The organism is Tunturibacter empetritectus, assembly GCF_040358985.1.
In the GTDB taxonomy this organism is placed as follows: domain Bacteria; phylum Acidobacteriota; class Terriglobia; order Terriglobales; family Acidobacteriaceae; genus Edaphobacter; species Edaphobacter empetritectus.
Genome location: NZ_CP132932.1, coordinates 2,747,633 through 2,771,136, shown reverse-complemented (window position 1 = coordinate 2,771,136; position 23,504 = coordinate 2,747,633). Strand labels below are relative to the sequence as shown.

The 23,504-nt window shown below is 56.8% G+C and carries 18 protein-coding genes and 1 pseudogene; 7 read left to right on the top strand and 12 right to left on the bottom strand.

Annotated features, from left to right (window positions below; genetic code table 11):
* The first annotated feature begins 270 nt into the window (after positions 1–270).
* Positions 271–2,142, top strand: a complete 1,872-nt coding sequence (locus RBB75_RS11445) for a formylglycine-generating enzyme family protein (RefSeq protein ID WP_353068162.1) — start codon at positions 271–273, stop codon at positions 2,140–2,142.
* A 45-nt stretch (positions 2,143–2,187) separates the two neighbouring features.
* Here RBB75_RS11445 and RBB75_RS11440 read toward each other — a convergent pair whose 3' ends face one another.
* The 7 genes from RBB75_RS11440 to RBB75_RS11410 all read right to left on the bottom strand — a co-directional run bounded on the left by RBB75_RS11440 (position 2,188) and on the right by RBB75_RS11410 (position 13,204).
* On the bottom strand, positions 2,188–2,520 hold the full coding sequence (locus RBB75_RS11440; protein ID WP_353068161.1) for a hypothetical protein: 333 nt from the start codon (positions 2,518–2,520) through the stop codon (positions 2,188–2,190).
* 84 nt (positions 2,521–2,604) lie between these two features.
* The gene (locus RBB75_RS11435; protein WP_353068160.1) at positions 2,605–3,015 is read right to left on the bottom strand and encodes a hypothetical protein; all 411 of its coding nucleotides are present in this window, start codon (positions 3,013–3,015) and stop codon (positions 2,605–2,607) included.
* A gap of 128 nt (positions 3,016–3,143) precedes the next feature.
* Positions 3,144–3,350 carry a hypothetical protein gene (locus RBB75_RS11430; protein WP_353068159.1) on the bottom strand — a complete coding sequence of 69 codons (207 nt, stop codon included), beginning with the start codon at positions 3,348–3,350 and terminating at the stop codon, positions 3,144–3,146.
* Positions 3,351–3,528: 178 nt separating this feature from the next.
* The gene (locus tag RBB75_RS11425) at positions 3,529–4,095 is read right to left on the bottom strand and encodes a cupin domain-containing protein (protein WP_179636705.1); all 567 of its coding nucleotides are present in this window, start codon (positions 4,093–4,095) and stop codon (positions 3,529–3,531) included.
* A gap of 707 nt (positions 4,096–4,802) precedes the next feature.
* Positions 4,803–6,071, bottom strand: a complete 1,269-nt coding sequence (locus RBB75_RS11420) for an anti-phage dCTP deaminase (RefSeq protein WP_353068158.1) — start codon at positions 6,069–6,071, stop codon at positions 4,803–4,805.
* 106 nt (positions 6,072–6,177) lie between these two features.
* A complete protein-coding gene (locus RBB75_RS11415) occupies positions 6,178–9,690 on the bottom strand; it encodes a vitamin B12-dependent ribonucleotide reductase (protein ID WP_353068157.1) in 3,513 nt (1,170 codons plus the stop codon).
* Between the two features lie 499 nt (positions 9,691–10,189).
* Positions 10,190–13,204, bottom strand: coding sequence for an IPT/TIG domain-containing protein (locus RBB75_RS11410; RefSeq protein WP_353068156.1), 3,015 nt, complete (start codon positions 13,202–13,204; stop codon positions 10,190–10,192).
* A gap of 335 nt (positions 13,205–13,539) precedes the next feature.
* Between RBB75_RS11410 and RBB75_RS11405 the strand changes: the two genes are divergently transcribed.
* Both RBB75_RS11405 and RBB75_RS11400 read left to right on the top strand, forming a co-directional pair.
* The gene (locus tag RBB75_RS11405; RefSeq protein ID WP_353068155.1) at positions 13,540–14,040 is read left to right on the top strand and encodes a hypothetical protein; all 501 of its coding nucleotides are present in this window, start codon (positions 13,540–13,542) and stop codon (positions 14,038–14,040) included.
* Between the two features lie 27 nt (positions 14,041–14,067).
* A pseudogene (locus tag RBB75_RS11400) lies at positions 14,068–15,390 on the top strand (glycosyltransferase family 39 protein); the annotation flags it as partial.
* A gap of 6 nt (positions 15,391–15,396) precedes the next feature.
* Here the strand turns inward: RBB75_RS11400 and RBB75_RS11395 are convergent.
* Positions 15,397–15,873, bottom strand: coding sequence for an HNH endonuclease signature motif containing protein (locus tag RBB75_RS11395; protein ID WP_353068154.1), 477 nt, complete (start codon positions 15,871–15,873; stop codon positions 15,397–15,399).
* A 176-nt stretch (positions 15,874–16,049) separates the two neighbouring features.
* Here RBB75_RS11395 and RBB75_RS11390 point away from each other — a divergent pair, with 176 nt between their 5' ends.
* From RBB75_RS11390 to RBB75_RS11380, 3 genes are all read left to right on the top strand, one after another.
* Entirely contained in the window at positions 16,050–16,688 is a 639-nt protein-coding gene (locus RBB75_RS11390) for a thioredoxin family protein (RefSeq protein WP_353068153.1), read from the top strand.
* Between the two features lie 72 nt (positions 16,689–16,760).
* Positions 16,761–17,411 carry a carbonic anhydrase gene (locus tag RBB75_RS11385; RefSeq protein WP_353068152.1) on the top strand — a complete coding sequence of 217 codons (651 nt, stop codon included), beginning with the start codon at positions 16,761–16,763 and terminating at the stop codon, positions 17,409–17,411.
* Entirely contained in the window at positions 17,408–18,322 is a 915-nt protein-coding gene (locus RBB75_RS11380) for a bestrophin family protein (RefSeq protein WP_353068151.1), read from the top strand. The genes RBB75_RS11385 and RBB75_RS11380 overlap by 4 nt, the downstream gene beginning before the upstream one ends.
* 61 nt (positions 18,323–18,383) lie before the next feature.
* Here RBB75_RS11380 and RBB75_RS11375 read toward each other — a convergent pair whose 3' ends face one another.
* Together RBB75_RS11375 and RBB75_RS11370 are read right to left on the bottom strand one after the other, a co-directional pair.
* Complete coding sequence (locus RBB75_RS11375) at positions 18,384–18,644, bottom strand: hypothetical protein (RefSeq protein WP_179636696.1); 261 nt, start codon at positions 18,642–18,644, stop codon at positions 18,384–18,386.
* A 137-nt stretch (positions 18,645–18,781) separates the two neighbouring features.
* Positions 18,782–19,666, bottom strand: coding sequence for a magnesium transporter CorA family protein (locus tag RBB75_RS11370; RefSeq protein ID WP_353068150.1), 885 nt, complete (start codon positions 19,664–19,666; stop codon positions 18,782–18,784).
* A 196-nt stretch (positions 19,667–19,862) separates the two neighbouring features.
* Between RBB75_RS11370 and RBB75_RS11365 the strand changes: the two genes are divergently transcribed.
* Positions 19,863–21,785 (top strand): M1 family metallopeptidase, encoded by a 1,923-nt coding sequence (locus tag RBB75_RS11365; RefSeq protein WP_179636694.1) that lies wholly within the window; start codon positions 19,863–19,865, stop codon positions 21,783–21,785.
* A 44-nt stretch (positions 21,786–21,829) separates the two neighbouring features.
* Here RBB75_RS11365 and RBB75_RS11360 read toward each other — a convergent pair whose 3' ends face one another.
* Positions 21,830–22,378, bottom strand: coding sequence for a DUF2007 domain-containing protein (locus tag RBB75_RS11360; RefSeq protein WP_353068149.1), 549 nt, complete (start codon positions 22,376–22,378; stop codon positions 21,830–21,832).
* A gap of 251 nt (positions 22,379–22,629) precedes the next feature.
* Positions 22,630–23,481 carry a JmjC domain-containing protein gene (locus tag RBB75_RS11355; RefSeq protein ID WP_179636692.1) on the bottom strand — a complete coding sequence of 284 codons (852 nt, stop codon included), beginning with the start codon at positions 23,479–23,481 and terminating at the stop codon, positions 22,630–22,632.
* Positions 23,482–23,504 lie beyond the last annotated feature (23 nt).

Here is a 23,504-nt window from a genome sequence, read left to right as displayed (position 1 = left end):
TGCCTTTTTGCCGCTGGGCTCACATCGCCAGGGAAGGCGCAGGACTGGCGCTATCAGCCAAAAGAACAACAGATCCCGCCTCCAGCTTGTCTGACGCTGCATATGCCATGGGAGGGTGGAAATGTGCCATGTACGGCAAAGACACACGATGAGTGGATAAAGGCTGTAACGGATTGGCGCACCGAACGGCGAATTCGCGTCGGTTATGACGGATCAAGGTATGACCTTCCCGCGCTACAGTGGGCTCAATCCAGTTTCATACAGCCGCAGATGATGGTGCACGATCGCTACTTTTACGACCCATTGGCCGGTAAATACACCGTCGATCGCTATCTTGACGATTTGAAGAAGCGATACGGCGGGATTGATGCGGTGCTGATCTGGGCGACCTACCCCAACATGGGCATCGACAATCGCAATCAGCAGGATATAGTCCGCTCGATGCCGGGCGGGGTCGAAGGGCTTCGCAATATGGTTGAGGAGTTTCATCGACGCGGAGTGAAGGTGCTTTTTCCAATCATGATGTGGGATCAGGGCACGCGCGATCCGGGAAAGCCCTGGCCACAGGCGACCGCTGAGTTCATGAAGGAGATCGATGCGGACGGCATCAACGGTGACACGCAGGATGGTGTGCCTCTTGCATTCTCGCTTGCTGCCGAAAAGGTGGGGCACCCTCTCGCATTCGAACCGGAGAATGGGCCTTCTGATGAGGCGTTGGCGTGGAACGTCCTGACATGGGGTCAGTACAAGTTTCAGTTTGCGCCGACGGTTGATAAGTACCGGTGGCTCGAGACGCGTCACCAAGTGAATATTCAGGGCAGATGGAATCGGGATAAAACGGATGATCTGCAATACGCCTTTTTCAACGGCGAGGGATGGGAGAGTTGGGAGAACGTCTGGGGGATCTGGAATCAGGTGACTCCAAGAGACGCTGAGGCGACGCGAAGAATGGCGACGATGGAGCGCGGAGTCGCACCCTTCCTTGTCAGCCCAGGCTGGGAACCTCTTTATCCGATGCATCGCTATGGGATCTTCTCCAGCCGATGGCCGTTGAACGGACAGGCTGTGTGGACGATCGTCAATCGCAATGAGTACGACGTTCAGGGACGCCAGATGACGATTCCCTTCGAACAGGGCACCCGTTACTTCGATCTCTATCACGGGGTTGAACTGACGCCGGAGAAAGAAGGTAGTGACGCGATTTTGTCTTTTCCGATTGAAGCGCACGGATATGGAATGATCCTGGCCACGGTGGGTGAACCGAGTGCTGCGATGCACGAGTTGATGGGGACGATGAAATCAATGACAGAGTCGAAGCTCGCGAGTTTTTCGCACGAGTGGAAGACCCTGCCGCAAAGCATTGTAGAGATCGCTTCTACTAAGCAGGCGTCGGCAACACCTGAAGGCATGATCAAGATTCCGGGTGGCGACTACTTATTTCGCGTGGAAGGCATTGAGGTTGAGGGCTCTGACGATGTTGGGGTCGACGTTCAATATCCATGGGAAGATACTCCGCGAAGATTTCACGAGCATCCTATGAAGTTGAAGGCGTTTGACATGGACAAATTTCCCGTGACCAACGCTGAGTTCAAGAAGTTTCTCGATGCAGCGCACTATCATCCGAGCAACGATCTCAATTTTTTGAAGGACTGGAGCAATGGAACTTATCCCGAGGGATGGGATAACAAACCTGTGACCTGGGTGTCGATTGAGGACGCTCGAGCGTACGCGAAGTGGGCAGGTAAGCGCCTGCCTCACGAATGGGAGTGGCAGTTTGCAGCTCAGGGAACGGATGGCAGAACCTATCCGTGGGGCGATCACTGGGATGACAAGGCAGTGCCGCAGCCAGACTTCGGGCGCACTATGCGCGGGCCTGACAACGTCGATGCGCACCCGTCGGGTGCAAGTCCCTTCGGTGTGATGGATATGGTCGGAAATGTCTGGCAGTGGACCGATGAATATGTGGATGAGCACACGCGCGGAGGAATTTTGCGCGGAGGAAGCTACTACAAGCCGCAGGGATCTATCTGGTATTTTCCCCAAGCCTATCGAAACGATAACCATGGAAAGCTGTTGATGATGGCTCCAAGTTATGACAGGTCCGGCGCGCTCGGCTTCCGTTGCGTGAAGGACGGAGAATGAAGGGCGTCTCACGGGATCGCAGCGGGGGTCATTCAAGACCCCTCGTTAGTTCATAACGCGCCAAGCAAGAATGCTGCTCTTCCGTGAGCGCCAACGATTTCCAGTAACCTGCGCCCGCTGAGGTTTCCAACAGGGGTGGCCCTTTTGTGAAGACGTTGCAAGCTCAGGATAGTTGACCAGGAGCAGTCCCAGCGAGTGAATTGCCGGTATGTATCCATCGGCGGCGGATGGGCGCAAATAAGCCTCGGCTTTGCGCAGATCATGCGGATGGTCCGCATCCACCGAGAAGAGTGTGCCGAGATTGTAGGAGGCGACAGGATCGTGCAGTTGGGCGCCGGTTTTGTACCAGCTCTCAGAGGCAGCCTTGTCCTGCTTCACGCCGATCCCAAAGTAATACAGGTCTCTCAGATAATGTCGAGATATGGGGCACCCGGCACATCAAGTTTCAGCCTAAGCCGTAGCCTATTGGGTTTGAGTAACGCTGGCTTTGACGATTGTGGCTTTTTGCTGCTTCTGGTCGTCGTCGAGGATGGTCATCTTGTTGCCTTGAACCATGAACTTTACGTCTTCGCCGAGGGCGATGTTGGCGGGTTTGGACCAGGGGAAGTTGAGCTTCTGGCGGACGACGTAGGTTTTGGTGGGGGTCTGGATGGTGAAGACCTGGTAGGTGTCGGTGTCGTCGGTGGAGTGGGCGGTGGTGTTCTCGGAGTATCTGCCGTTTCTGGCTTTGGCGTCGGTGTTATAGGTGGTGGTGCTGCCGGTGGGGACTTCGATCTTCTCGGTGTCCATGAGCTTGCCGTGGTGCCAGTCGGCGGCGAAGGCGAGGGCGGAGGAGAGGAGAAGTGCGGGCAGGAGCGCTGAGGTGAGTTTCATCGTGGTCTCGCGGTTGGGATGAATTTACGGGAGCCCGGTGCTGGTGCGTGTGAACCATCCTAATTGAGTTGGGAGGAGTTGTGTGCTGGGGGTTCTTCGAAGGTTCGCACTGAGGCGCGAATGCCCACTCATGCGATGTGGTGGGAGTCTTCCAACGCAATGGCCTGCCTGAGACTTGCAGCCATGCCGCGATAGGTGCGCTGGATCTCTCGCAGGCGCAGCAGTTCGCCAGAGGTGTCGGGAGGATCGCTGGCGATCTGGTACTCGATCGCATCGATATCTCGCACGACGGACTCCAACTCTTTTTCCAGTAACTCACGCGGTGATAGAGGCATGGTCTCCTGCCCTTTGTCTCTATTCAGGGTACCGCTTTTTTCATTGGCCGTCCTAGACAACCGCGCTGCGCCAGAAAACCCACTCATGCGATGAGACCGCATGAATGGGGCACCCAAGGTATTGGTTGATTTGATGTATGGGCCACCCGCCTTCGCTCGAATGCTCACTGGTGCGCGACTATGTGATGGCGAGAGGCGGTCCGATGAGTTCCATTCCATAGGCTCGCATCTTCTCGGCGTCGTTGACGTAGGTTGTTCGACCGCCTGCGCGGTCGCGGGTATCGAAGAACTCTTCCATTCTGCCGGCGGGGGCGTAGGTGATGAGGAAGCGTCCGGAGCCTTCTCCGACAAAGGCGAAGGCATGGGGAACGCCGCGGGGACCGAGGACGGAATCGCCTGCTTTGAGGTGGTGGAGTTTGCCGCCGACCTCGACGAAGTATTCGCCCTCAAGGACGTAGAACCACTCGTCCTCTACGTGGTGAAGGTGGCGCGGCGGGCCGCCCTTGGTGGTGTGATGGTGCTCCATGGCGAAGAAGTCGCCACGACAGTCTTTGGAGGATACTTTGAAGGTGGTGGTGCCGTTGGGGAGGACGCGTTTGAAGTCATAGCGGTCTCCGCCGCTGAGGACGGGGACGGCGGGCTGTGGTTGGGTGGCGGGTGGGGACTGGAGGGTTTTGGCGAACAGGCTCGAGGGAAGGGCTGCGGCGGCGAGCTGGAGGAACGAACGGCGTTTGAGCAGGGTCATCGGTCAAGTCCTCTTTAGATTTTGGAGTGAGTATAGACCGATTGGGGAATAGAGCTGATTAGTAATGGAGAATGGGGAGCCCGCTATGATGAGGCTCTTCGAGCTTATACATCCCATCCTTCGCAGAAGCGCGAAGGATGGGGCACCTAATCATTAGAGGTACGTCAAATGTAGGGTGGGGCACCCGGCATGAGTAGGGCACCCGAAAGTTAAAAAAAAAAGGCGCCGAGCTTTTCGGCGCCTTGATAGGATTTACTTCTTTATTGGTGGTGCCGACTCGTAGTATGCAGCTAGCCGCTTTGAATACACCGTTGCTTCTGCACTTTCCCGCTTTGAATCTGTCCATTTCCCCACTGTTTTAGATGCCTCATTTAATCGTTCTCTTATTTCTTGGACACGACGTACGCTTTGGGCAGATGCGCTCATAGACCCTCATTCCTGTGCTTCCCCGTTTGAGTCAACCAAACCTAGCGGAAGTTGCTTCAGTGAATCATTCAGTCGGGAGATCGCGATAGTCTCCCTTTCTACATATGAAATTGATGCCATCTTTAGTCGTAATGGCGTTTTATTTCTTTGCCATTTGACAGCCTGGCCCGTGCTTAGTTTTCGGTCGACTTCTCTACTGTATAACGGTTTCACTGTGAATATGTCCAGATACTTTCTTGGGCTGATACCAACAAACGGTACGAATGGTACATAGAGCGCGTTCAAACCGTTACGCCCAAACCCGCCAAGATTATGGCATCGTCATGCAGTTCTTTCGCTTTACTTTTCGGATAAGGCTCAATATACACAACCTTTTTGATACCAGCGCCTACGATATGTCGAGCGCAGTTATGGCAAGGAAACGTAGTTGTATATAGAGTCTTCCCCACTGTCGAAATTCCTTTTCGCGCACATGACAGGATGGCTTCCATTTCGGCGTGGACCGCTCGGCCAAACTCGGTGATGGAAAAGAGGGAGGTCTTCCTTAGTTTTTCGCTGATGGCTTCATCAGATTGCAAACTTTCAGGGAGAATCGATAAAACTTCCTGCAACATGGTGTTTTTGCGTAGGTCGTTAGAATCGTGCCCTTTTACATGATCCCTCTCATCACCGTCGTCCTTGTCCCAGTACTGCCCACCTCCAGCCTTCGGCACCTCGTTGCAACCCATTGCGATTACATCTCCATCTTCAGATGCAATCGCCGCGCCTACTTGCCTTCCAAATTGGGCAGATCTTAGAGATGCTGCATGCGCCATGAACATTGCCTGCTCGTCGCGCGTAGGCGTCTTATACGGATGTGAGAAAAGCAGGTCGAGGAAACGTCCTAATTGATGTTTCCAATCATCGGAATTACCTCCGACGTCAAGAAAGAGGTCTGACAGATGAAAAGCGTCCCCTGTCCGTTGCCCACCATCTTGTTTGTCATCTTCGTCCGTTTTCACTAGAGATGAAGCTTGCTCTAGTGACATGACCCCTCTTCTGTGAAGATGCTTAACCCTGTCTTCTTCTGTAGCAAACACGCCGATTATATGTAGTCCGATTCCATATACCTTACGAAGGTAATTGACCTCTTGCGGACGCTTCAGCGTTACAAGAATATGTGCTCGATCGAGCAAAGCATCGTCGGGCGCATCCTTCTTTCGTACACTTGAAATGTGATCAATTGCGGCCAGCGCAAGGAGCGCGTTGCTCTCCTCTGTTTTCACATTGGCATTGAACTCTCTGTACATCTCATTTGCTGCTTTTATCCTTTTGTCGATCCGCTCATACTCATTTACAAATTCCAAGTCAGGATTCAGACCGAGTGTTTCACTAAATGGCTCAATGAAATCACTCAACCGCAGCAGCTCGGATTGATACCTAAATTCCCTTAATTGGGAACTTAGGTTTTCCGCAACCTGATTTGCATCAGTCCCAATCGGTGCCACCAAGCCGAATACGAGCTCAGCATTCTTATTGTTTGTCTCTGTACTGAAAGTTTTCTCTGACATCGCGACCTCTCTACTCGATGTGTATAGCTTCGTTGATAGATATCTTGGGTTTCAAAAAAAGGGGCGCGGTGATTAACCACCGCGCCCCATACCTAACTTGAAGCTCTTAGCTGCAGCCTGAGGTGCTGCCGCAGGACATGCAGCGGTAGCAGGAGCCGCTGCGGGTCATGATGGCTCCGCAGGTGGCGCAGGAGGGTGAGTCGCCCATCTCGTACATGGACTTCATGGCGTCGGAGGCGTGGTAGATGCCGCGGTCTTCGAGGGACATGGGGTTGGGGGATTCGAGTCCGCTGCGTGCGCTGAGGTCCTTGGCTATGGTCGCCGACGGCTCGGGTGCGATTCCCTGCTGGGGTGGTGTGGTGGGGTGGTAAGTCTCCTCAAAGTTGGGGGCGGGTTCGGAGGAGGACAAGATGCGGGGGTTCCTCCCTTCGGCTCCGCTCAGGGCAGGCTTTTCCGCGCTTTGCGCTTCGCTCGGAATGACGGCATTTGAAGAGGCGTTGAGGTTGGAGAGGACCGAGGTGCTGGAGGGTCCGCTAAGGTTGAGCGATTCGATGCGGTTGCCGGGGGCGTTGACGGTGCCTTCTACGGGGATGCTGGTTGGGATGGTGGACTGGCCCTGATTTTGGGGGGTGAGGCCGGCGAAAAGGTCGAACTGGTGTCCGGAGAGGAAGCGGATCTGGATCCAGCGGAAGATGTAGTCCATGATGGACTTGGCGTAGCCGATCTGCTCGTTGCCGGTCCAGCCGGAGGGCTCGAAGCGGGTGTGGGCGAACTTCTCGCAGAGGACACGGAGAGGAACACCGTGCTGGAGGGCGAGGGAGACGGCGGTGGCAAAGGAGTCCATGAGTCCGGAGACGGTGGAGCCTTCCTTGGCCATGCGGATGAAGATTTCGCCGGGCTGGCCGTTGGGGTAGAGGCCGACGGTGATGTAGCCTTCATGACCCGCCAAACCGAATTTGTGGGTCACGCTTGCGCGCTCGGCAGGGAGACGGTGGCGGACGGCGCGGGGCGGTGCTTGCGAGTCTGCGGCATCGGAGTTCTGGAGAGCGGCTTCGGCGATCTGCTTGAGCTGGACTTCAAGAGAGTGGATGCGGACGTGAGCGGCGGTGGCGGTCTCCATGGCCTCGGTGAGCTGCTGGCGGGCGGCGGTGCGGGCGGCTTCGACGGCTTCGTCGATCTCGACCTGGGCTGCTACTGCGGGCGCTACCGATGCTGCGGGGGCTGCTGCGGCTACGGCGTTGGTGCTGCGGGTTCCGGCTACGTTCGTCGATCTTGTTCCTTTTTTGTCATCGTCGGTCTGAGCGGTGACGTTGAGGGGCTGGGTTCCCTTGGAGTTGTCGCGGTAGATGGCTACGGCCTTGAGGCCCTGGCGCCAGCTCTCCATGTAGGCTTCGGCGATGTCGTCGACGGAGCAGTCCTGCGGCAGGTTGACGGTCTTTGAAATCGCCCCCGAAAGAAACGGCTGTGTCGCCCCCATCATCTTGATGTGGCCCATGTAGGAGATGCTGCGGGTTCCCTTGGAGGGTTTGAAGCTGCAGTCGAAGACGGCGAGGTGCTCGGGTTTGATGGCGGGCGCGCCTTCGATGGTGCCGGTGGCGTCGATGTAGCTGACGATGGCGTTGACTTGCGCCTCGTCGTAGCCGAGCTTGATGAGGGCCGAGGGGACGGTGTTGTTGACGATCTTGATCATGCCGCCGCCGACGAGTTTTTTGTATTTCACGAGGGCGAGGTCAGGCTCGATGCCGGTGGTGTCGCAGTCCATCATAAAGCCGATGGTGCCGGTGGGGGCGAGGACGGTGACCTGGGAGTTGCGGTAGCCGTGCTTTTCGCCGTGGGCGAGTGCGCCGTCCCAGGCGTGACGGGAGGCTTCGATGAGGGTGTCGAGCTGGGGGACGGAGAAGGGCTCGGTGCTCTGCTTGGACTTGCCGATGTTGTTGACCTCGGCACGATGCATGCGGACGACGTCGAGAAAGGGCTCACGGTTGACGTAGAAGCCGGGGCAGGCGCCGCCTTCGATGGAAGCCTGCTGGGTGAGCGGGGTGGCCGCGCCGAGGGGCGGGCAGGTTTCGGCGATGCGGGAGGACTGCCAGTAGGCGTCGCCGCAGAGGATGGAGGTGAGGGTGGCGGCGAAGTCGCGGCCGGCGTCGGAGTCGTAGGGGAGACCGAAGGCCATGAGGAGCGCACCGAGGTTCGCGTAACCGAGGCCGAGGGGGCGGTAGTCGTGCGAGTTTTTCGAGATCATCTCGGTGGGGTAGCCGGCGGAGTCGACGATGATCTCCATGGCGGTGGTGACGATCTCGATGGCGTGGCGGTAGCTGGGGATGTCGAACTGGCCGCCGGGGGTGAGGAACTTCAGGAGATTGAAAGAGGCGAGGTTGCAGGCGGAGTCATCGAGGAACATGTACTCCGAGCAGGGATTGGAGGCGTTGATACGGCCGGTGTTCTTGCTGGTGTGCCACTTGTTGATGGTGGTGTCGAACTGCATGCCGGGGTCGCCGCACTGCCAGGTGGCTTCGGCGAGCGAGTGCATGAGGTCGCGGGCCTTGTACTCCTTCACCGGGGTGCGCTCCTTCACCGTGCGGGTGACGAAGCTGCCGTCGGACTCGACCGCGCGCATGAACTCGTCGTTGACCCGGACGGAGTTGTTGGCATTCTGGAAGAAGATGGAGCTGTAGGCCTCGGAGTCGGGGCCGCTGCCGTCGTAGCCAGCCTGCATCAAATGCCAGGCCTTCTGCTCTTCTTTCACCTTGCACTGGATGAAGTCGTTGATGTCGGGGTGATCGACGTTGAGGATGACCATCTTGGCGGCGCGACGGGTCTTGCCGCCGGATTTGATGACGCCTGCGAAGGCGTCGAAGCCACGCATGAAGGAGAGCGGGCCGGAGGCGGTGCCGCCGCCCGAGAGGGTCTCCATGGAGCCGCGGATGTTGGAGAGGTTCGAGCCTGCGCCGGAGCCCCACTTGAAGAGCATGCCCTCAGTCTTGGCGAGGGTGAGAATGGAGTCGAGCGAGTCCTGCACGGAGTTGATGAAGCAGGCGGAGCACTGGGGCTTGGTGTAGCCGGTGACGGAGAACTCGACCTTGCCGGTGGTGGCGTTCCAGTGCCAGTTCTGGGCGTCGGAGTTGGGCTCGAGACGGTCGCAGCCTACGTTGAACCAGACGGGCGAGTTGAAGGCTACCTTCTGGTTGAGGAGGAGGTGGGCGAGCTCGGCGTAGAAGGTGTCAGCGTCGGCCTGGGAGGCGAAGTAGCCGCCTGCGATGCCCCAGTCGCGAATGGACTCGGAGACGCGGGTGATGAGGGCGCGGACGCCGGACTCGCGCTCGTCGGAGCCGTTGAGGCCGTGGAGGTACTTGGAGGCGACGATGTTGGTCGCAGTCATGGACCAGTCGGCGGGCACCTCGACATTCTTCTGCTCGAAGATGATCTTGCCCTTGAAGTCCTGGATGATGGCATCGCGGAGCTCCCAGACGATCTCATCGTAGGGGGAGACGCCGGGTTTGGTGGAGTGGCGATCGAAGGTCAGGCCCGGGGTGCGCTGGTTCTTGAAGCCGGCTGCTCCGGGTGTGGTCTGGGTGCCGCTCTGGCCTTGGGTGTGGGTCTGGTTGGGGATGGTCGCCATGGGGAAGTACTCCTTCTAATTTGATGAAAAATCTGAGTTGCCGATGCCTCCCGGAGGCGTTCGGCCGGGAGGTAAAAACTAACGACGAGAGCGCTGGATATGTATCCGGCTCAAATGGCCGGCGGCGTTCTGGGTCGTGAAATGTAAGGAACTTTGGCCGCGTTTTGCGTGGCTGCAGTCGTGAAAGTAACGCCCCCTATGGGGTGTGTCAAGTATAAAGCACAACATGTTGTGTTGGTTGTGCGAATACCCCTGTTTACGCGGGGTTAATGTGTCTGTCCCATGAAAATTGCGGCTTTTGCTGTGGATTTTGCAGAATCTACGCGCCAGTGGCGACTTTACCGCTCAGTAACGGTGCTGGTTTGAGACTAGGCGCAAACCAGCCCCGGAACAAGGGGCGTGGTTATGGAGAGAAGGTGGAAATGTGGGAAAGAGGCACAGAATCGGGCTGCCACGGATACCCGCCATTCCCTGGGCGAAAAAGAACCCGTGCCCCGAACTAGAAGTGGGGCGCGCCGAGGGCTTTGGGGTTAGAGAGGTCGTAGCGCATAAGCAGGTGGGGGTGGGGATAAGAGAGGGGCATACTGTTTGGGTGGGAGGGATCCGTATGCTGAGAGATCCCCTGAGAAAATGGATTCCTGACCGAAGGAGAGATGGGCAAGGCAGAAAGATCGACGAAACTTACGCCTGCCGCAGTGATGATGCCGTACACCCCGACGTTTGTGGCAGGAACGACTGGATCGTACACCTGGGCCACCGTGATCGGGAGCTGAACCCGATAAAGGAGCCGCCCTGTGTTGCGTGAGATCAGGTCGATGCCATCAGTCAGGGGCTGGACGAGGACTGAACCATCGGAGTAGAGCTTCTGTCCGTATGTAGGAGATGGAAGCCAAGTCTCCCAGTCAATGTAGGCTGGCACCGAGATGGCGTTGAGAGACGAATCGGTAAGATCATCGTTTGTGACAAGTGTGGAACCGTCAGCAGAGAGGGCAAGGTCAGAATATCCGCCGCTATTACTGGCGGTTGAGATTGAAGAGTGGACAGTATCAGTTGCAGTGTCGAGCCAAAAGGCTTCGCCCTCGACCTCTGAGTAGACGCGGGTACCATCGGAACTCAGAAGCACTCGACTCGCCGCGTCGAGCGCTCCCCCACTCTGAAGGGTTCCGAGACTCGTAAATGTGCCTGCAAGAGTGTCCAATTTATAAAATGCAGGAGTTCCGGTACCCCCGAGATCAACGGCGTCAAAGTAGATCTTCCCAGTATTTGTCACCGCAAGGCCGGCAGGGCCAATGGGAGTGAAATTGGCGAAACTGGGCACAGCGAATCGCTGAGCCGATGAAGGGCTGTCTGGATTCAACACATAAATCGCCTGCCCATGAAGGTCTGAGACCGCGAGCAGGGAGTTGTCTGGAGATTCCGTAATCGCGAGCAGAGTTGACGTGGAGGTCGTACCGGGAAGAGAGATCGGCGTCTGCCAACCGGACTTACGGGACAGAACCTGGATCTTTGACGTATCGCTAAAGAAGTAGAGATCGCGCTTCGCGTCATAGAATCCGGCCTGAAGATTGGCGGATATGGGGAAGTTCGTCACTGGGGCGGCGTAATGAAACACTCCAGAGCTGGTGGTGATCCCCGTGGGGGTAAAAACGGTTAGATCGACGGAAGACCCAGCCGTTCCTGGAGGAATAGTAAAGAGCAGCGTCTCCACCGGGAAGGGATAGGGACTGTAAGGAGCTGCAGGATAAAGCTGGGTAACAGGTGCGTTTTTCCCGCCAACAGATACTTGGAGACCCGTGGTGTTCTGGCCAAAGCCATATCCAACCACCGCACCAGTGGTGCCACCTTCGGCGGTTGCGGCATTTGGAACAACTTCGAGAATCGTAGGGCCATAGCTGAACGCCTCAGGGGCAATCGCAACGGCGTTATTGTTGAAAATTGCGGATATATCTACAGGGCCCGGGAACACGGATGCAGGAGTGGTAGCCGTGATCTGGTTGGTAGCCGAATTGCTATTCGGGCTTGGCGATACCTCGACGTTTGACGCCGCTGAGGCTCCAACGTAAAGAAGCGGCGTTCCAGGATCGTTTGCCGGAGTGACATATAGATTTGCAATTTGCAACTGTGTCCCGCCTGACTCCGGCCCTGTTGATGGAGTCACGGCCAGCGGTCCGGCCAAGGTGGCTGCGGTCGTAACGGCGGCATCGATGAAGCCAACCCCATGACCCATTGGCCCAAGAATCAGGCCGGTCTCATCGACGGCCGCAATCACTAGAAAATCCTGAGTGTCACTTATTTTGAATGCTGGAATCCAATTGCGCAGCGTCAGGGATGTGGTGTCGAAGGCGGCAACGGAACCGAAAGATTGATCGACGAGATAAAGCGTCTTCCCATCGAGACTCATGACTGCTCCGCCTGCAGCGTTGGGTAAACCCGGAACACCGGAGACATCGCTGGCGGGACCAGGTATCTGGCCGATCAACGCGACTGTCGCGACGTTAAAGACCAGGACGCCGTCGAGATTAGACGTCAAAAAGAAGCGACTGCCATCCGGACTTGGAATAATCTGTCGGACAAAAGTATCGGAGACGTACTTGCTGAACGCTGCCTTCTTGGCAATCGGATCGTAGGAGCAAACGGGTAGAACTCCACCACCAGAGTCGATGGTCGCTGCCAGCACATGCGTGCGATCGCCACTTACGGCGAAGGCTCCAATGTTTTGAATGTTGGGGCAGACGGTCCCCGGAAAAAATGGCTCGGTAGGATTCGGCGTCCCCGAATCGAGAGAGTTGGTCTGAGGATCCCAGACTACGACGCTGGCGCTTCCATCAACAGAGAGTCCTCCGGCACCACCCAGCAGGGCAAGCCGTCCATCCGCCAAGACGAAGACCTCGGTTGGCGCGTAGCCTTGTGGACCGATGGATGCTGAAGGATAGCGCTGGATGATGCTGTTTGTACTCGTATTGATGGTGTAGATATCCCCGAACAAAGTGGCGACGTACAAGGTATCTCCGGTTGGAGCAACATCGAGACCCCAGGCGAGGGGCACTGCGATCGCGGCTATCTGAGACTCTGTAGTGGCGTCAAAGACATCAATCTCATTGAGGAGTGCGTTACTTACGAAGAACTGTCGATGGGCCGGGTCGTATGCAGCGAAGTGGGGTGGGGCGAATTCCAGCGAGTTAGGATCATAGGCACTGTTTGTACGTAGATACCGTGTGCGAATGGGCGCATGCGCCGTCATCGTGGGAGGGAGTTGAGTCATGACCGTCACCACAACGGTGATGGTATGGCTCAGGAGCCCTGCGGTTGCTTGAGCTGTAACCGACGTATTCCCGATGGCTGCTGCTGCCGACGGGCTGAAGACAACGGTCTGTTGTGCGCCAGGTAGCACAGAGAAGGACGACGGCGATACGGCAATCGAAGAAGGTAAACCGGTGAAGGACACATTGACGGGCTGATTGAATCCATTGATGGCTGCCAGCGTGAAGACGATCGACCCGCTGCTGCCGGGCACAAGGCTAGCTGGTGAGCCAATGGCGGAGAGAACGAAATCACCAGAGGAGCCTGTGCCGGAGCTGGGACCAACTGAGGAATGCGGCGAACTCCCGGACCCACAACCGATCATTGCGAGACTGCCAATTACGCTGAAAATCGAGAGTGATAGCAGGTACAAATTCGGCAGTTTTGCAATCGAGACACAATTCTTCATACACGAAGGCCTGTAATTCCGAAAATTTATCTGAGCTAATGATTGCCTCTGGACATTACCTGAGAGGAGCAATAAACACAATACTTCTCCAGGTTATGGCTCATACGTATTGTCAGAACCAAGACAGACCAGGTAGGCGAATGGATCGCTGGGCGAGACTGCCGTTTGACCCCTTGGAAAGTGGGCAGTCCCAAAATGGGAATCCCCTCGAAATAAATCCGGAAATAGTGGCATGTTTTTCAAGCCTGAAAAATGACAGTCAGCTGACCAGCTTTCACCAGCAATCCACCACGAACTCACCATCAAAAGACCACGTTCTGCACCCCCTTTTTTGCCAAAACCCCAAGCAAAACCAGAGAAACTCCTCCAGAAAAAAAATCCCGTCGGAACTTGCGTGTACCGTGATGCGTAAAGCTTGGAAGACAACAACCAATCAGGCAGATAATCAAACGGAGATGCGGATGGAAGTGACAAATCCGAAAGAGCGTTTTGTGCAACCAGAGGCTGGCTTGCGATCTAACTCTATAACCTTGTGGGGGATAGCCCTGGTGGTAGCACTCGTTCATCTGCTGACGAACGGGCGGTATGGGTTTCATCGGGATGAGTTTCAGTTTCTGAGCGATGCGCGGCATCTGGATTAGGGATTCGTCGCGTATCCCCCGTTTACCTCGTTTGTGGAGCGGGTGGGGCTGCAGTTATTTGGGGCGTCGATGGTGGGGTTGCGGCTGTTTTCGGTTGTTGCGCAGGCGCTGGCGATTGTGGTGACGGGGCTGATGGCACGGGAGCTTGGCGGTGGCCGGGTGGCGCAGGTGGCGGCGGCGTTTGCGGTGGCAACCTCCGGGCTGCCGGTGTTCGAGGGAACGGAGTTTCAGTACTCCTCCTTCGACTACCTGTGGTGGGTTCTGATCGCTTACTTCGTAATTCGGCTGTTGAAGACTGAGAATCCGCGGTGGTGGCTGGCGATCGGAGTCTTTGTCGGACTGGGGTTGATGACCAAGTACTCGATCCTGTTTTATATCGCGGGGATTGTGAGTGGGATGCTGCTCAGTACGGCCCGGCGTTACTTTGCGAGTGGCTGGTTCTGGGGCGGAGTGGCGGTGGCGCTCCTGATCTTTGCGCCTAACTTCATCTGGCAGGTACGGCATGGATTTATCTCGATGCATTTTTTGCAGCACATTCATGCGCGGGATGTGAGGCAGGGGCGGGCGAACGGCTTCGTATGGGACCAGTTCAAGATCTGCGCGAATCTGGCGGCGGCGCCGTTGTGGATCGCTGGAGCGATCTGTTTTCTGCGGGACAAGCGGTATCGGATGCTGGGGTGGATGTACGTGGTGCCGTTGGCGCTGTTTCTATTTGGTAAAGGACGTGGGTACTATTTGGCGGCCGCTTATCCGATGCTGCTGGCGATGGGTGCGGTGGCCGGGGAGAGATGGGTCGCGACTCTTAGCCGGGTTTGGCGACGGGTTGTGTTGAGCGTGGCTTTTGCGGGGATGGCAGTGTATGGGGTCTTTGTGTACGCGATTATTGTGCCCCTGGCTTCGGATGGGCCACTGAAGCAGTTCGCACTGAAGAACAATGGCGACCTGCGGGAGGAGTTCGGATGGGATGAGTTGGTGAAGACGGTTGCAGGGATCCGCGATTCTTTGCCGGCCGAGCAGCGAGGTGAAGTTGGCGTGCTGGTGGGAAACTACGGCGAGCAGGGAGCGTTGGAGATTCTGGGGTCGGCGTACCATCTGCCGCCGCCGATCAGTATGACAAACTCGGCATGGCTGCGGGGGTATCCTGCGGCGCCCCCTTCGACGCTGATTGTGATTGGCTTTTCGCGCGAGGCTGCAGATAGGGCGTTTTCGGCATGCAGGCTGGCTGGGCATAATGGAAACTCGGCGGGCGTGGAGAACGAGGAGAGCCAATCGCACCCGGATATCTTCCTTTGCGGACCTCCGCGGTTGCCGTGGCCGGAGTTCTGGAAGGAGTATCAGTCGTATGGGTAAGGTGCACTAAGAGACGCGGGTGAGGCGGAGACGTTGGCGGAGTTGGGCGGTGGCTTCGCGGTGGCAGAGCAGGCAGAGGGTGCGGAGGTTGTCGAGGTCGCACTGGCCGCCGCCTTCGGCTACGGGACGGATGTGGTCGGCGTCCCAGAGGCTGCGGCGAGAGGCGATGGACTTCATGCCGTAGAGACGCAGGCCGGCGGTGTGGGCCGGGCCTCGGGAGCGCTTCAGTGCGGCATAGGCGGCGAGGGTGTCGATGGCGCAGACGCTGCAGATGCCGCGGTCGCGGATGAGGACCTGCTCACGAAGGTAGCCGGGGTCGGTACGGAGACGCCACTGATGGACGCAGTAGTCGCTGCAGAAGGTGCGGCGGCGTTTGGCGAGGATTTCGAGTTCGCACCAACGGCAGAGAGGCAGGTTGTTTGGGCCGACCGGGAGCGCGTGGCGGGTGGTGCGGCCGCCGGTCAGGGTGCGTGGGACGATCATGCTGGCTTGAGGATAAGGCGCTCACGGTGGGTTTGGGGATGGTGAGGTGGGTTCCCGGCTCGCGGAAGGGTGTCGCAGAGAACGAAAGATTTCGCGGGCGAAGACGAAAGAAAGAGCTTCGACGGTAGTGGTGTTAGGGCAGAGTTGGCTATGATCGTGAAGAAGCGGAGGGCACGATGTCCAGGACACAGTCGGCGATGGTCGCATTGGGAGCTACGGCTCCGGCGTTTGAACTGATAGATGTGGTGAGTGGCAGGGCCGTGGGGCGGGATGATGTCTTCGCTGCGAGCTGGGACGATGGCCGGTCTGATGCGGACAATCTAATGACCGGAGGAGGAACGTCGCCGTCGGGACGGCATGGGTTGCTGGTGATGTTTCTTTGCGTGCATTGTCCGTTTGTGATTCATGTGGAGGAGGAGCTGGCGCGGATAGGGAAGGACTATGAGGGAAAGATTGCGATCGCGGCTATCTCGTCGAATGATGTGGAGGCTTATCCGCAGGACGCGCCCACAGAGATGAAGAAGCAGGCGGAGCGGCTTGGGTTCCGCTTTCCGTATTTGTACGACGAGACGCAGGAGGTGGCGCGGAAGTATGACGCGGCTTGTACGCCGGATTTCTTTTTGTTCGATGCCGAGATGGCGCTGGTGTACCGTGGGCAGCTGGATGATAGCCGGCCTCGACGCGGGGATTCAGGCAACGACCTTCCAGTGACGGGGCAGGATCTGCGGGCAGCGATGGATGCGGTCCTTGCGGGTAAACGACCTGATACGAATCAGCGATTTTCGGTTGGATGCAATATTAAGTGGAAGGAATAGATCAGAATAGATCAGCAGCTTGCGCGATGAGGCGTGGTGAGATCGATTGACGTACATGAGAGAGAGGGAGCTATGGATGCTGTACTCGAAAAACTGAAGGTAGGGATACGGAAGTTTCGGACTGGGGTTTACCCCGAGCACAAGGACAGGTATGTCAAAGCAGCGAGCGAGCCGCAAAAGCCTCATGCTTTGATTGTGACTTGCGCGGACTCTCGAATCGATCCCGAGTTGATTACACAATCTCGGCCGGGCGACGTATTTGTAACTCGAAATGTCGGCAATCTGGTACCGGCGTACGGCGATATGCTTGGCGGCGTGAGCGCGGTGATCGAATACGCCGTGACAGCTCTGAAGGTACAACATGTTGTGGTGTGCGGCCATTCGGATTGCGGAGCGATGAAGGGCTTGCTGCATCCCGAGGCGTTGGAGAAGATGCCGACGGTGAAGAAATGGTTGAACAATGCACATGCGGCGTTGAGTGTGGCTAATTCGCTGGCCGAAGATGAGGAGAAGCCCGATGTGCTGTTGCGGCGGGTTACGGAGGAGAATGTATTGCTGCAGATGCAGCATTTGCGGACGCATCCGTCGGTGGCAGGAGCGATGGCGCGGCAGGAATTGACGATTTCTGGCTGGGTGTACGACATCGGCAAGGGCGAGGTGAGGATCTCGGAGGATGGCGGACGGGTGTTTGTGCCGGTGAGGATTGAGGGCGCAGGCGAATGATCGTTCCGCGCGGACGACAGCTTACGGCGATGCTGAAATACGTCGGCTTGCCGTTGCTACTGCTGGTGCTTTATGACTTGGCGGTGGTGGCGGCGTACAAGCTGATGCATTGGCAGTGGGTGGCGCTGCCGCATATTCCGCTGGCACTGTTCGGGTCGTCGATCGGAATTATCGTTGCGTTTCGAAACCAGTCTGCCTATGCGAGGTGGTGGGAGGCGCGAATTCTGTGGGGTTCGGTGGTCAATAACTCACGAAGCTGGGCGCGGCAGGTGACGACGGGGATGTTGTCGCTGACGGGTAGCGATGCTGCGGAGCTGAAAGAGATGCAGCGGCGAATGGTGTATCTGCAGATCGCGTTTGTGCATGCGTTGCGGCAACACCTAAGAAAATTGGAGCCGTGGGCTGAGCTGAAGCCGCTCCTTGACGAGCGCGAGTTGGAGGCGCTGCGGGTGGAGAAGAATGTTCCGCTTGCGATACAGCAAATGATGGGGAAGTTGCTGCTGGAGTGCCAGACCAGGGAGTGGATTGACGCGCTGCAGTGGCGCGCAATGGATGAGAGCCTGAACGATCTGGCAGACGCGCAGGGGGGTGCTGAACGGATCAAGAACACCCCAATGCCCAAGCAGTATGACTACTTCCCACAGCTTTTTGTACAGATCTATTGCGTGTTGCTTCCGCTGGCACTGGTAACGAGTATGGGGTGGTTTACTCCGCTTGGCTCCACGCTGGTTGGCTTTATCTTTTTGGCGTTGGACAAGATTGGGCGGGATCTTGAGGATCCCTTTGAAAATTCGGTCTACGACGTTCCATTGACTTCGATCACCACGACGATCGAGACGAATCTCAGGCAGATGCTGAGTGAGAAGACGCTGCCAGCTGCTAGTACGCCCATTGACGGCGTGCTTTGGTAGGCAGCGAGGTATGTAGAGCCCCGGCTTTCACTCCGGGGCTTTATTCAGCTATCTGGGAAGGTCAGGCGTGGGAAGCGCCATCGGAGCCATGAAGTTTTACGAGCTTGTTGTAGATGCCGAGGATGAGGAATGGGGCCGCCCACTGGCCTACGAATAAAGCGTCGTGGTGTTTTTTAGCAGCTTGGAAGCCGACCGAGACGGCCATTGAGCCAAGTGCCAAGGCCAGATAAACGCTGGATGGCACCTGCGCAGTTACCTTTTCGATGGCTGCAGTTACTTGATCTTCTTGAACGTCCCCTTGACTTACACGATAGTCGGTCATGAACAAATCTCCTTGGCGGCGTGGCCGCCGTACTTCAGAAGATGCAGGATTAGGTAGAGGTGCGGCGATCACCTTTCAGGTGAGTTTTGCCTCGTCAACAGGGGTTTCCATTGCTTTGATGAGATGGAGCCGATCGGCTAAAGCCAGTCCAGCCTGCGGAGGACGAACAGCATGAGAGCCGTGATAACGACGGTGATACCACCGACCCACTCCGCCCCGTGGGGCGAGTCTTCAAAGGGAAGGCCTTTGAGGTTCATTCCATAGATGCCGGAGATGGCGAGGACCGGAAGGACGATGGTGCCTAAGACCGTCAAGACCTTCATGACTTCGTTGGTGCGATTTGAGACGGACGAGAGGTAGATGTCGAGCGTGTTGTTGAGCAGGTCGCGCTGAGTTTCGACAGAGTCGAGCAGGCGTGCGATGTGATCGTAGGTGTCGCGGACGTAGGGCTGATAGTCGGCATCGATGATGGTGTTGGGATCGCGCTGGAGATGGAGGGCTGCGTCGCGGGTGTTGACGAGAACGCGGCGGAGGTCGATGAGTTCGCGCTTGATGGCGAAGACGGATTGGAGGATCTCCGGCGACGGATCGTCGAAGACTTTGTCTTCGAGCTGGTCGATGCGGTCGTCGAAGTGGTCGATGGCCGGGAAGTAGAGATCGACGATGGTGTCGAGGATTAGGGAGACGAGTTTTCCGGGGTGTTCGTCATCGCCGTCGCGACGGGCACGGGCGAGGGCCTGCTCCGTGGTGGGGCAGGTGGGGTCGGAGATGGTGATGAGGAAGTCTTTGCCAGCGAAGATGTCGACAGGTGAGAAGGAGGGCATCTCTTCGCCGGGATTGTCGGGGTCGGGGATGAGACGCACCGGCTTGAAGACGGCGAAGGTGTAGGCTGCGCCGGAGTCAACCTTGACGCCTTCGTCTTCGTTGCGCGTGTCTTCGAGATGAAGAGGGTGGAGGTTGTACTGTTTGGCGAGCGCGTCGAGCTTGGGGTCGTTGGCGTCGTTGAGTTGATACCAGGGCATGGGAGTTCCTTTTGTATGCGATTTGAAGCCAAAAAGACCGTAACTCGAGTCCATCCTACTTTGGCACACGTCTATGATCTAGAAAACACCCTCAGATTCTAGAAAGCGAGACCTACCCCTGATGCAGATCCGGTGCGATGTTCGTCTATTCGTGTTGCTGTTGACTGCTTTTTGGCCTGGTTTTAACGTAGAGCCAATGCTGGCGCAGGCTGGCGCTGGTGTGGCGTCCGGGTATGACCCGCGACTGACGTTTGCGCCGCTTACTCTGCCACAGCCGGTCAATGGATATCGGTCGAGCAACGGTTCGCCGGGGCCTAGCTATTGGCAGAATGAGGCGGACTATGAGTTGCATGCATCGCTCGATACAGAAACGAAGCAGCTGAGCACAACGGAGATTATCACTTACACCAATAACAGTCCTGAGGTGCTGCCAAGTCTGTGGGTACAGGTGGAGCAGAACATTTATCGGAAGGATTCGCGGTCGCGAGTTGCGAACGGAGGAGCAAGGCGTAGGCGTGGAGGGGATGAGGCTGGGCCGACGCCTTCGACCGAAGGCTATGTCTTCGATTCCGTTGAGATCGAACAGGGGAAGCAGACCGTGAAGGCGGAGTATCTGATTAACGATACGCGGATGCAGATTCGTCTGGCGACTCCGTTGGGTGGGCATGGCGGCCAGCTGAAGATTCACATCAAGTACCACTACGTAATTCCTGGCGTCTGGGGTGGCAGGACTTCGTGGGGCGCGACCAAGAGTGGGGAGATCTACGACATGGCGCAGTGGTATCCGCGGATGTGCGTCTATGACGATCTGCGCGGGTGGGACACGCTGCCTTACATTGGCGCGGAGTTTTATCTGGAGTATGGGCACTTCGATTATTTTGTGACGGCACCTTCGGCGATGATTGTGGCGGGGTCGGGGGAGTTGGTGAATGCGAAGGAGGTGCTGACGAAGGCGGAGATGGAGCGGTTGGACCAGGCGAAGAACAGTGATAAGACGGTGTACATTCGCGCGCCTGCAGAGGTGAGTGACCCTGCGAGCCGCCCGAAGCAGGGTGGAACGTTGACGTGGCACTTCCACATGGAACACACGCGGGATGTGGTGTGGAGCGCGTCGCCGGTGTTTGTGTGGGATGCAGCAAAGATCAATCTGCCGGATGGGAAGAAGAGCCTTGCGATGAGCGTGTATCCACCGGAGAGTGTTGGCCCGGACGCGTGGGACAAGTCGACCGAGTATACGAAGGATACGATTGAACGATTTTCGAAGCACTGGTATCCGTACCCGTGGCCTGCTGCGGTAAGTATCGCTGGGTTTTCAAGCGGGATGGAGTATCCCGGTGTGGTCTTCGATGGCGTTGAGGACAAGGGACCGTTCTTCTTCTGGCTGACGGCGCATGAGTTCGGACATAGCTGGTTTCCGATGATCGTCGGCTCGAATGAACGGCGGCACGCGTTTATGGATGAGGGGTTCAACACGTTCATCGATATTGAGGAGTCAGCCGAGTACGCGGGCGGGAAGTATGGACCGAAGCGAGACTCGGAGTATTCGGCTGGAGGAGAGCCACCGGACACGATTCTAAAGGTGCTGGACAATGCAGAGGCAGGGACGTTGATCATGCCGGCGGATAGCTATCCGGGGCAGCTTGGGCATCCGGTGAGCTACTTCAAGGGTGCATACGGCATGGTGCTGCTACGCGAGCAGATCCTTGGGCCGGAGCGGTTCGACTGGGCGTTCCGAAAGTACATCAAGGACTGGGCGTTCAAACATCCTTCGCCTTCTGACTTCTTTCGTGCGATGGAGAGCGAAGGCGGCGAGGACCTGAGCTGGTTCTGGCGGGGATGGTATCTCAACAACTGGAAGTATGATGTCGCCGTCGATAAGGTGGAGGGATCGGTTGTCACGATCAGTAACCGTGGACAGCTGGTGTTGCCAACTCCTGTTGAGGTGCGGTTCAAAAGCGGGGAGAAGGTGCGCGTTACGCTTCCCGTCGAGACTTGGCTGCAAAAGGGAGTTTATATGTGGACGCTTGAGAACAAATCGCCGATTGCTGAGGTCGTGGTGGATCCGGATCATGTGCTGCCGGATGACGATCGCAGCAATAGTTCGAAAAAGGTGGAGTAATTGGCCAGAATTGAGAGATGTTTACGCTTGTGATCTATTCCGATTCATCGGCGGTCAAGCTTGGTTGACTTCATCGACCCAACGAAGGTCGCAGCTGTTGCAGTGCCAGGACTCAGAACCACGGGGCAGTGGCAAGGAAAAAAGTAGAGCGAGGCAAGTGCCGCCTTACGGCCCTGACGCTCCCAGGTGATGTCGATGGAAGTGCAGCGAGGACAGCGTGGCTGCGAGAAGCCTGGCTGGTCCGGGACAGCAAACTCGGTGGGGACAGGCTGTGACAGAATCTCTTCGGCTGCATCGACATCTGTCGAAGCGACCTGAAGGCGGATGCCCCCGATAAAGTTCGAAACCTGCCAGTCGAGCCGGACAAGATTCTCGTCTTTGAGGAAACAAAAAATGCCGGCCGATTCAAGAACGGCGCGAGCCACGATTGCTTCGGAGAGATCGCGGTACCGGCGAACGGTGACAAGTTCGCGAAACTCTGGAGGTGCCTCATCTGGAATCGTTGACGGCTCGGTAAACTCCATGCGGCGAGAAGCGAACTCGGCGGCGAGTGCAATGCGGGCCTCTGGCAGCAGCGAGTGCCAGTCAGCCAAAAGGCTTTGTAACTCCGACTCAGACATTGGGCGATATAGGTCGGCGAACGTAGGCTCAGGTTCGGAGCGAAAAGGGTTGAACACGCCTTGGATGTTAGCAGACCACGAGATTTATCCAAACGGAGCAACGTGCCTGAACTGACCACGTTTTGACCACTAAACAACCACGCTCAGCATGGCTATTTATTGAAAGACCCCTGCAAGAGGTTTTTCTGACTTCCTAACCTAAAAACAGGGCGTACTCTTGAAAGTTACTTATGTTGAAGGTTCTTGAGTGTCTTGGTGATGCCTTTGGCGCCGGCGACCACAGCCATCTTGGTGTTGTCGATGACCTTGCTCTTGCCTGGGGGTGTGGGGTTGAGACCAAGTTTGCGCAGCTGGTGATTGACGCGGAAGAGATCTCGATCGAAGGCGATTGATTCGTATCCGATACTGAGGGACATCGAAGACGTGGGACCGCTTTCGACCATGTGGGGGAAGTGCATGGGAATGTGGACGCCGGTTCCGGGCTCCATATCGAAGCGGACGCCACGCGACCTGATCTCTTCGCGGAGTGCGATCTCGTTCTGCGCCCAATACTTTTCGATATCGAGGTCTTTGAGAATCTCTTTGTCGCTTCCGTCGAAGATATAGATGGTCTTTGTGCCTTGAATCTGAAGAAGAAAGCTGTCTTCGCTGTCGATGTGGTACGGGGTGAACTCGTTTGGCGAGGTCAGGAAGAGAGTCTCCATGGGCGCGCGGTACTCTTTGACGAGGTCGACGTGAGTGAGCTCTGAGAGCTCTTGCGTCATGGTTTCGAGGACCTTGTCATACTTTGGCTGCGTATGAATGAAGCTGAGCTTCATCCTCATGCGGCTGAGGTCAGAGTGGCGAAAGGCCTCTACCAAGCTGGCCTTGTGATCATCGCTTCCCCACTCTCTGAACTTTCTATCGAGGTAGAAGAAGCCGGATTTGGTGTTGTCGCGGCTCCAGATTTCGGCGAGCTTCTCGACCGATGCCGTCGAGAAGAGATCGTTTGAGTCCAGGTTGTGAGAGAAGAGAAAGGGCTTGCGCCTAAAGCAGTCAGTAAATTGTTGTTCTGGTTGAAAGTATGTGTAAGTCACAGAATCCCCCGGCAGATCGCTAC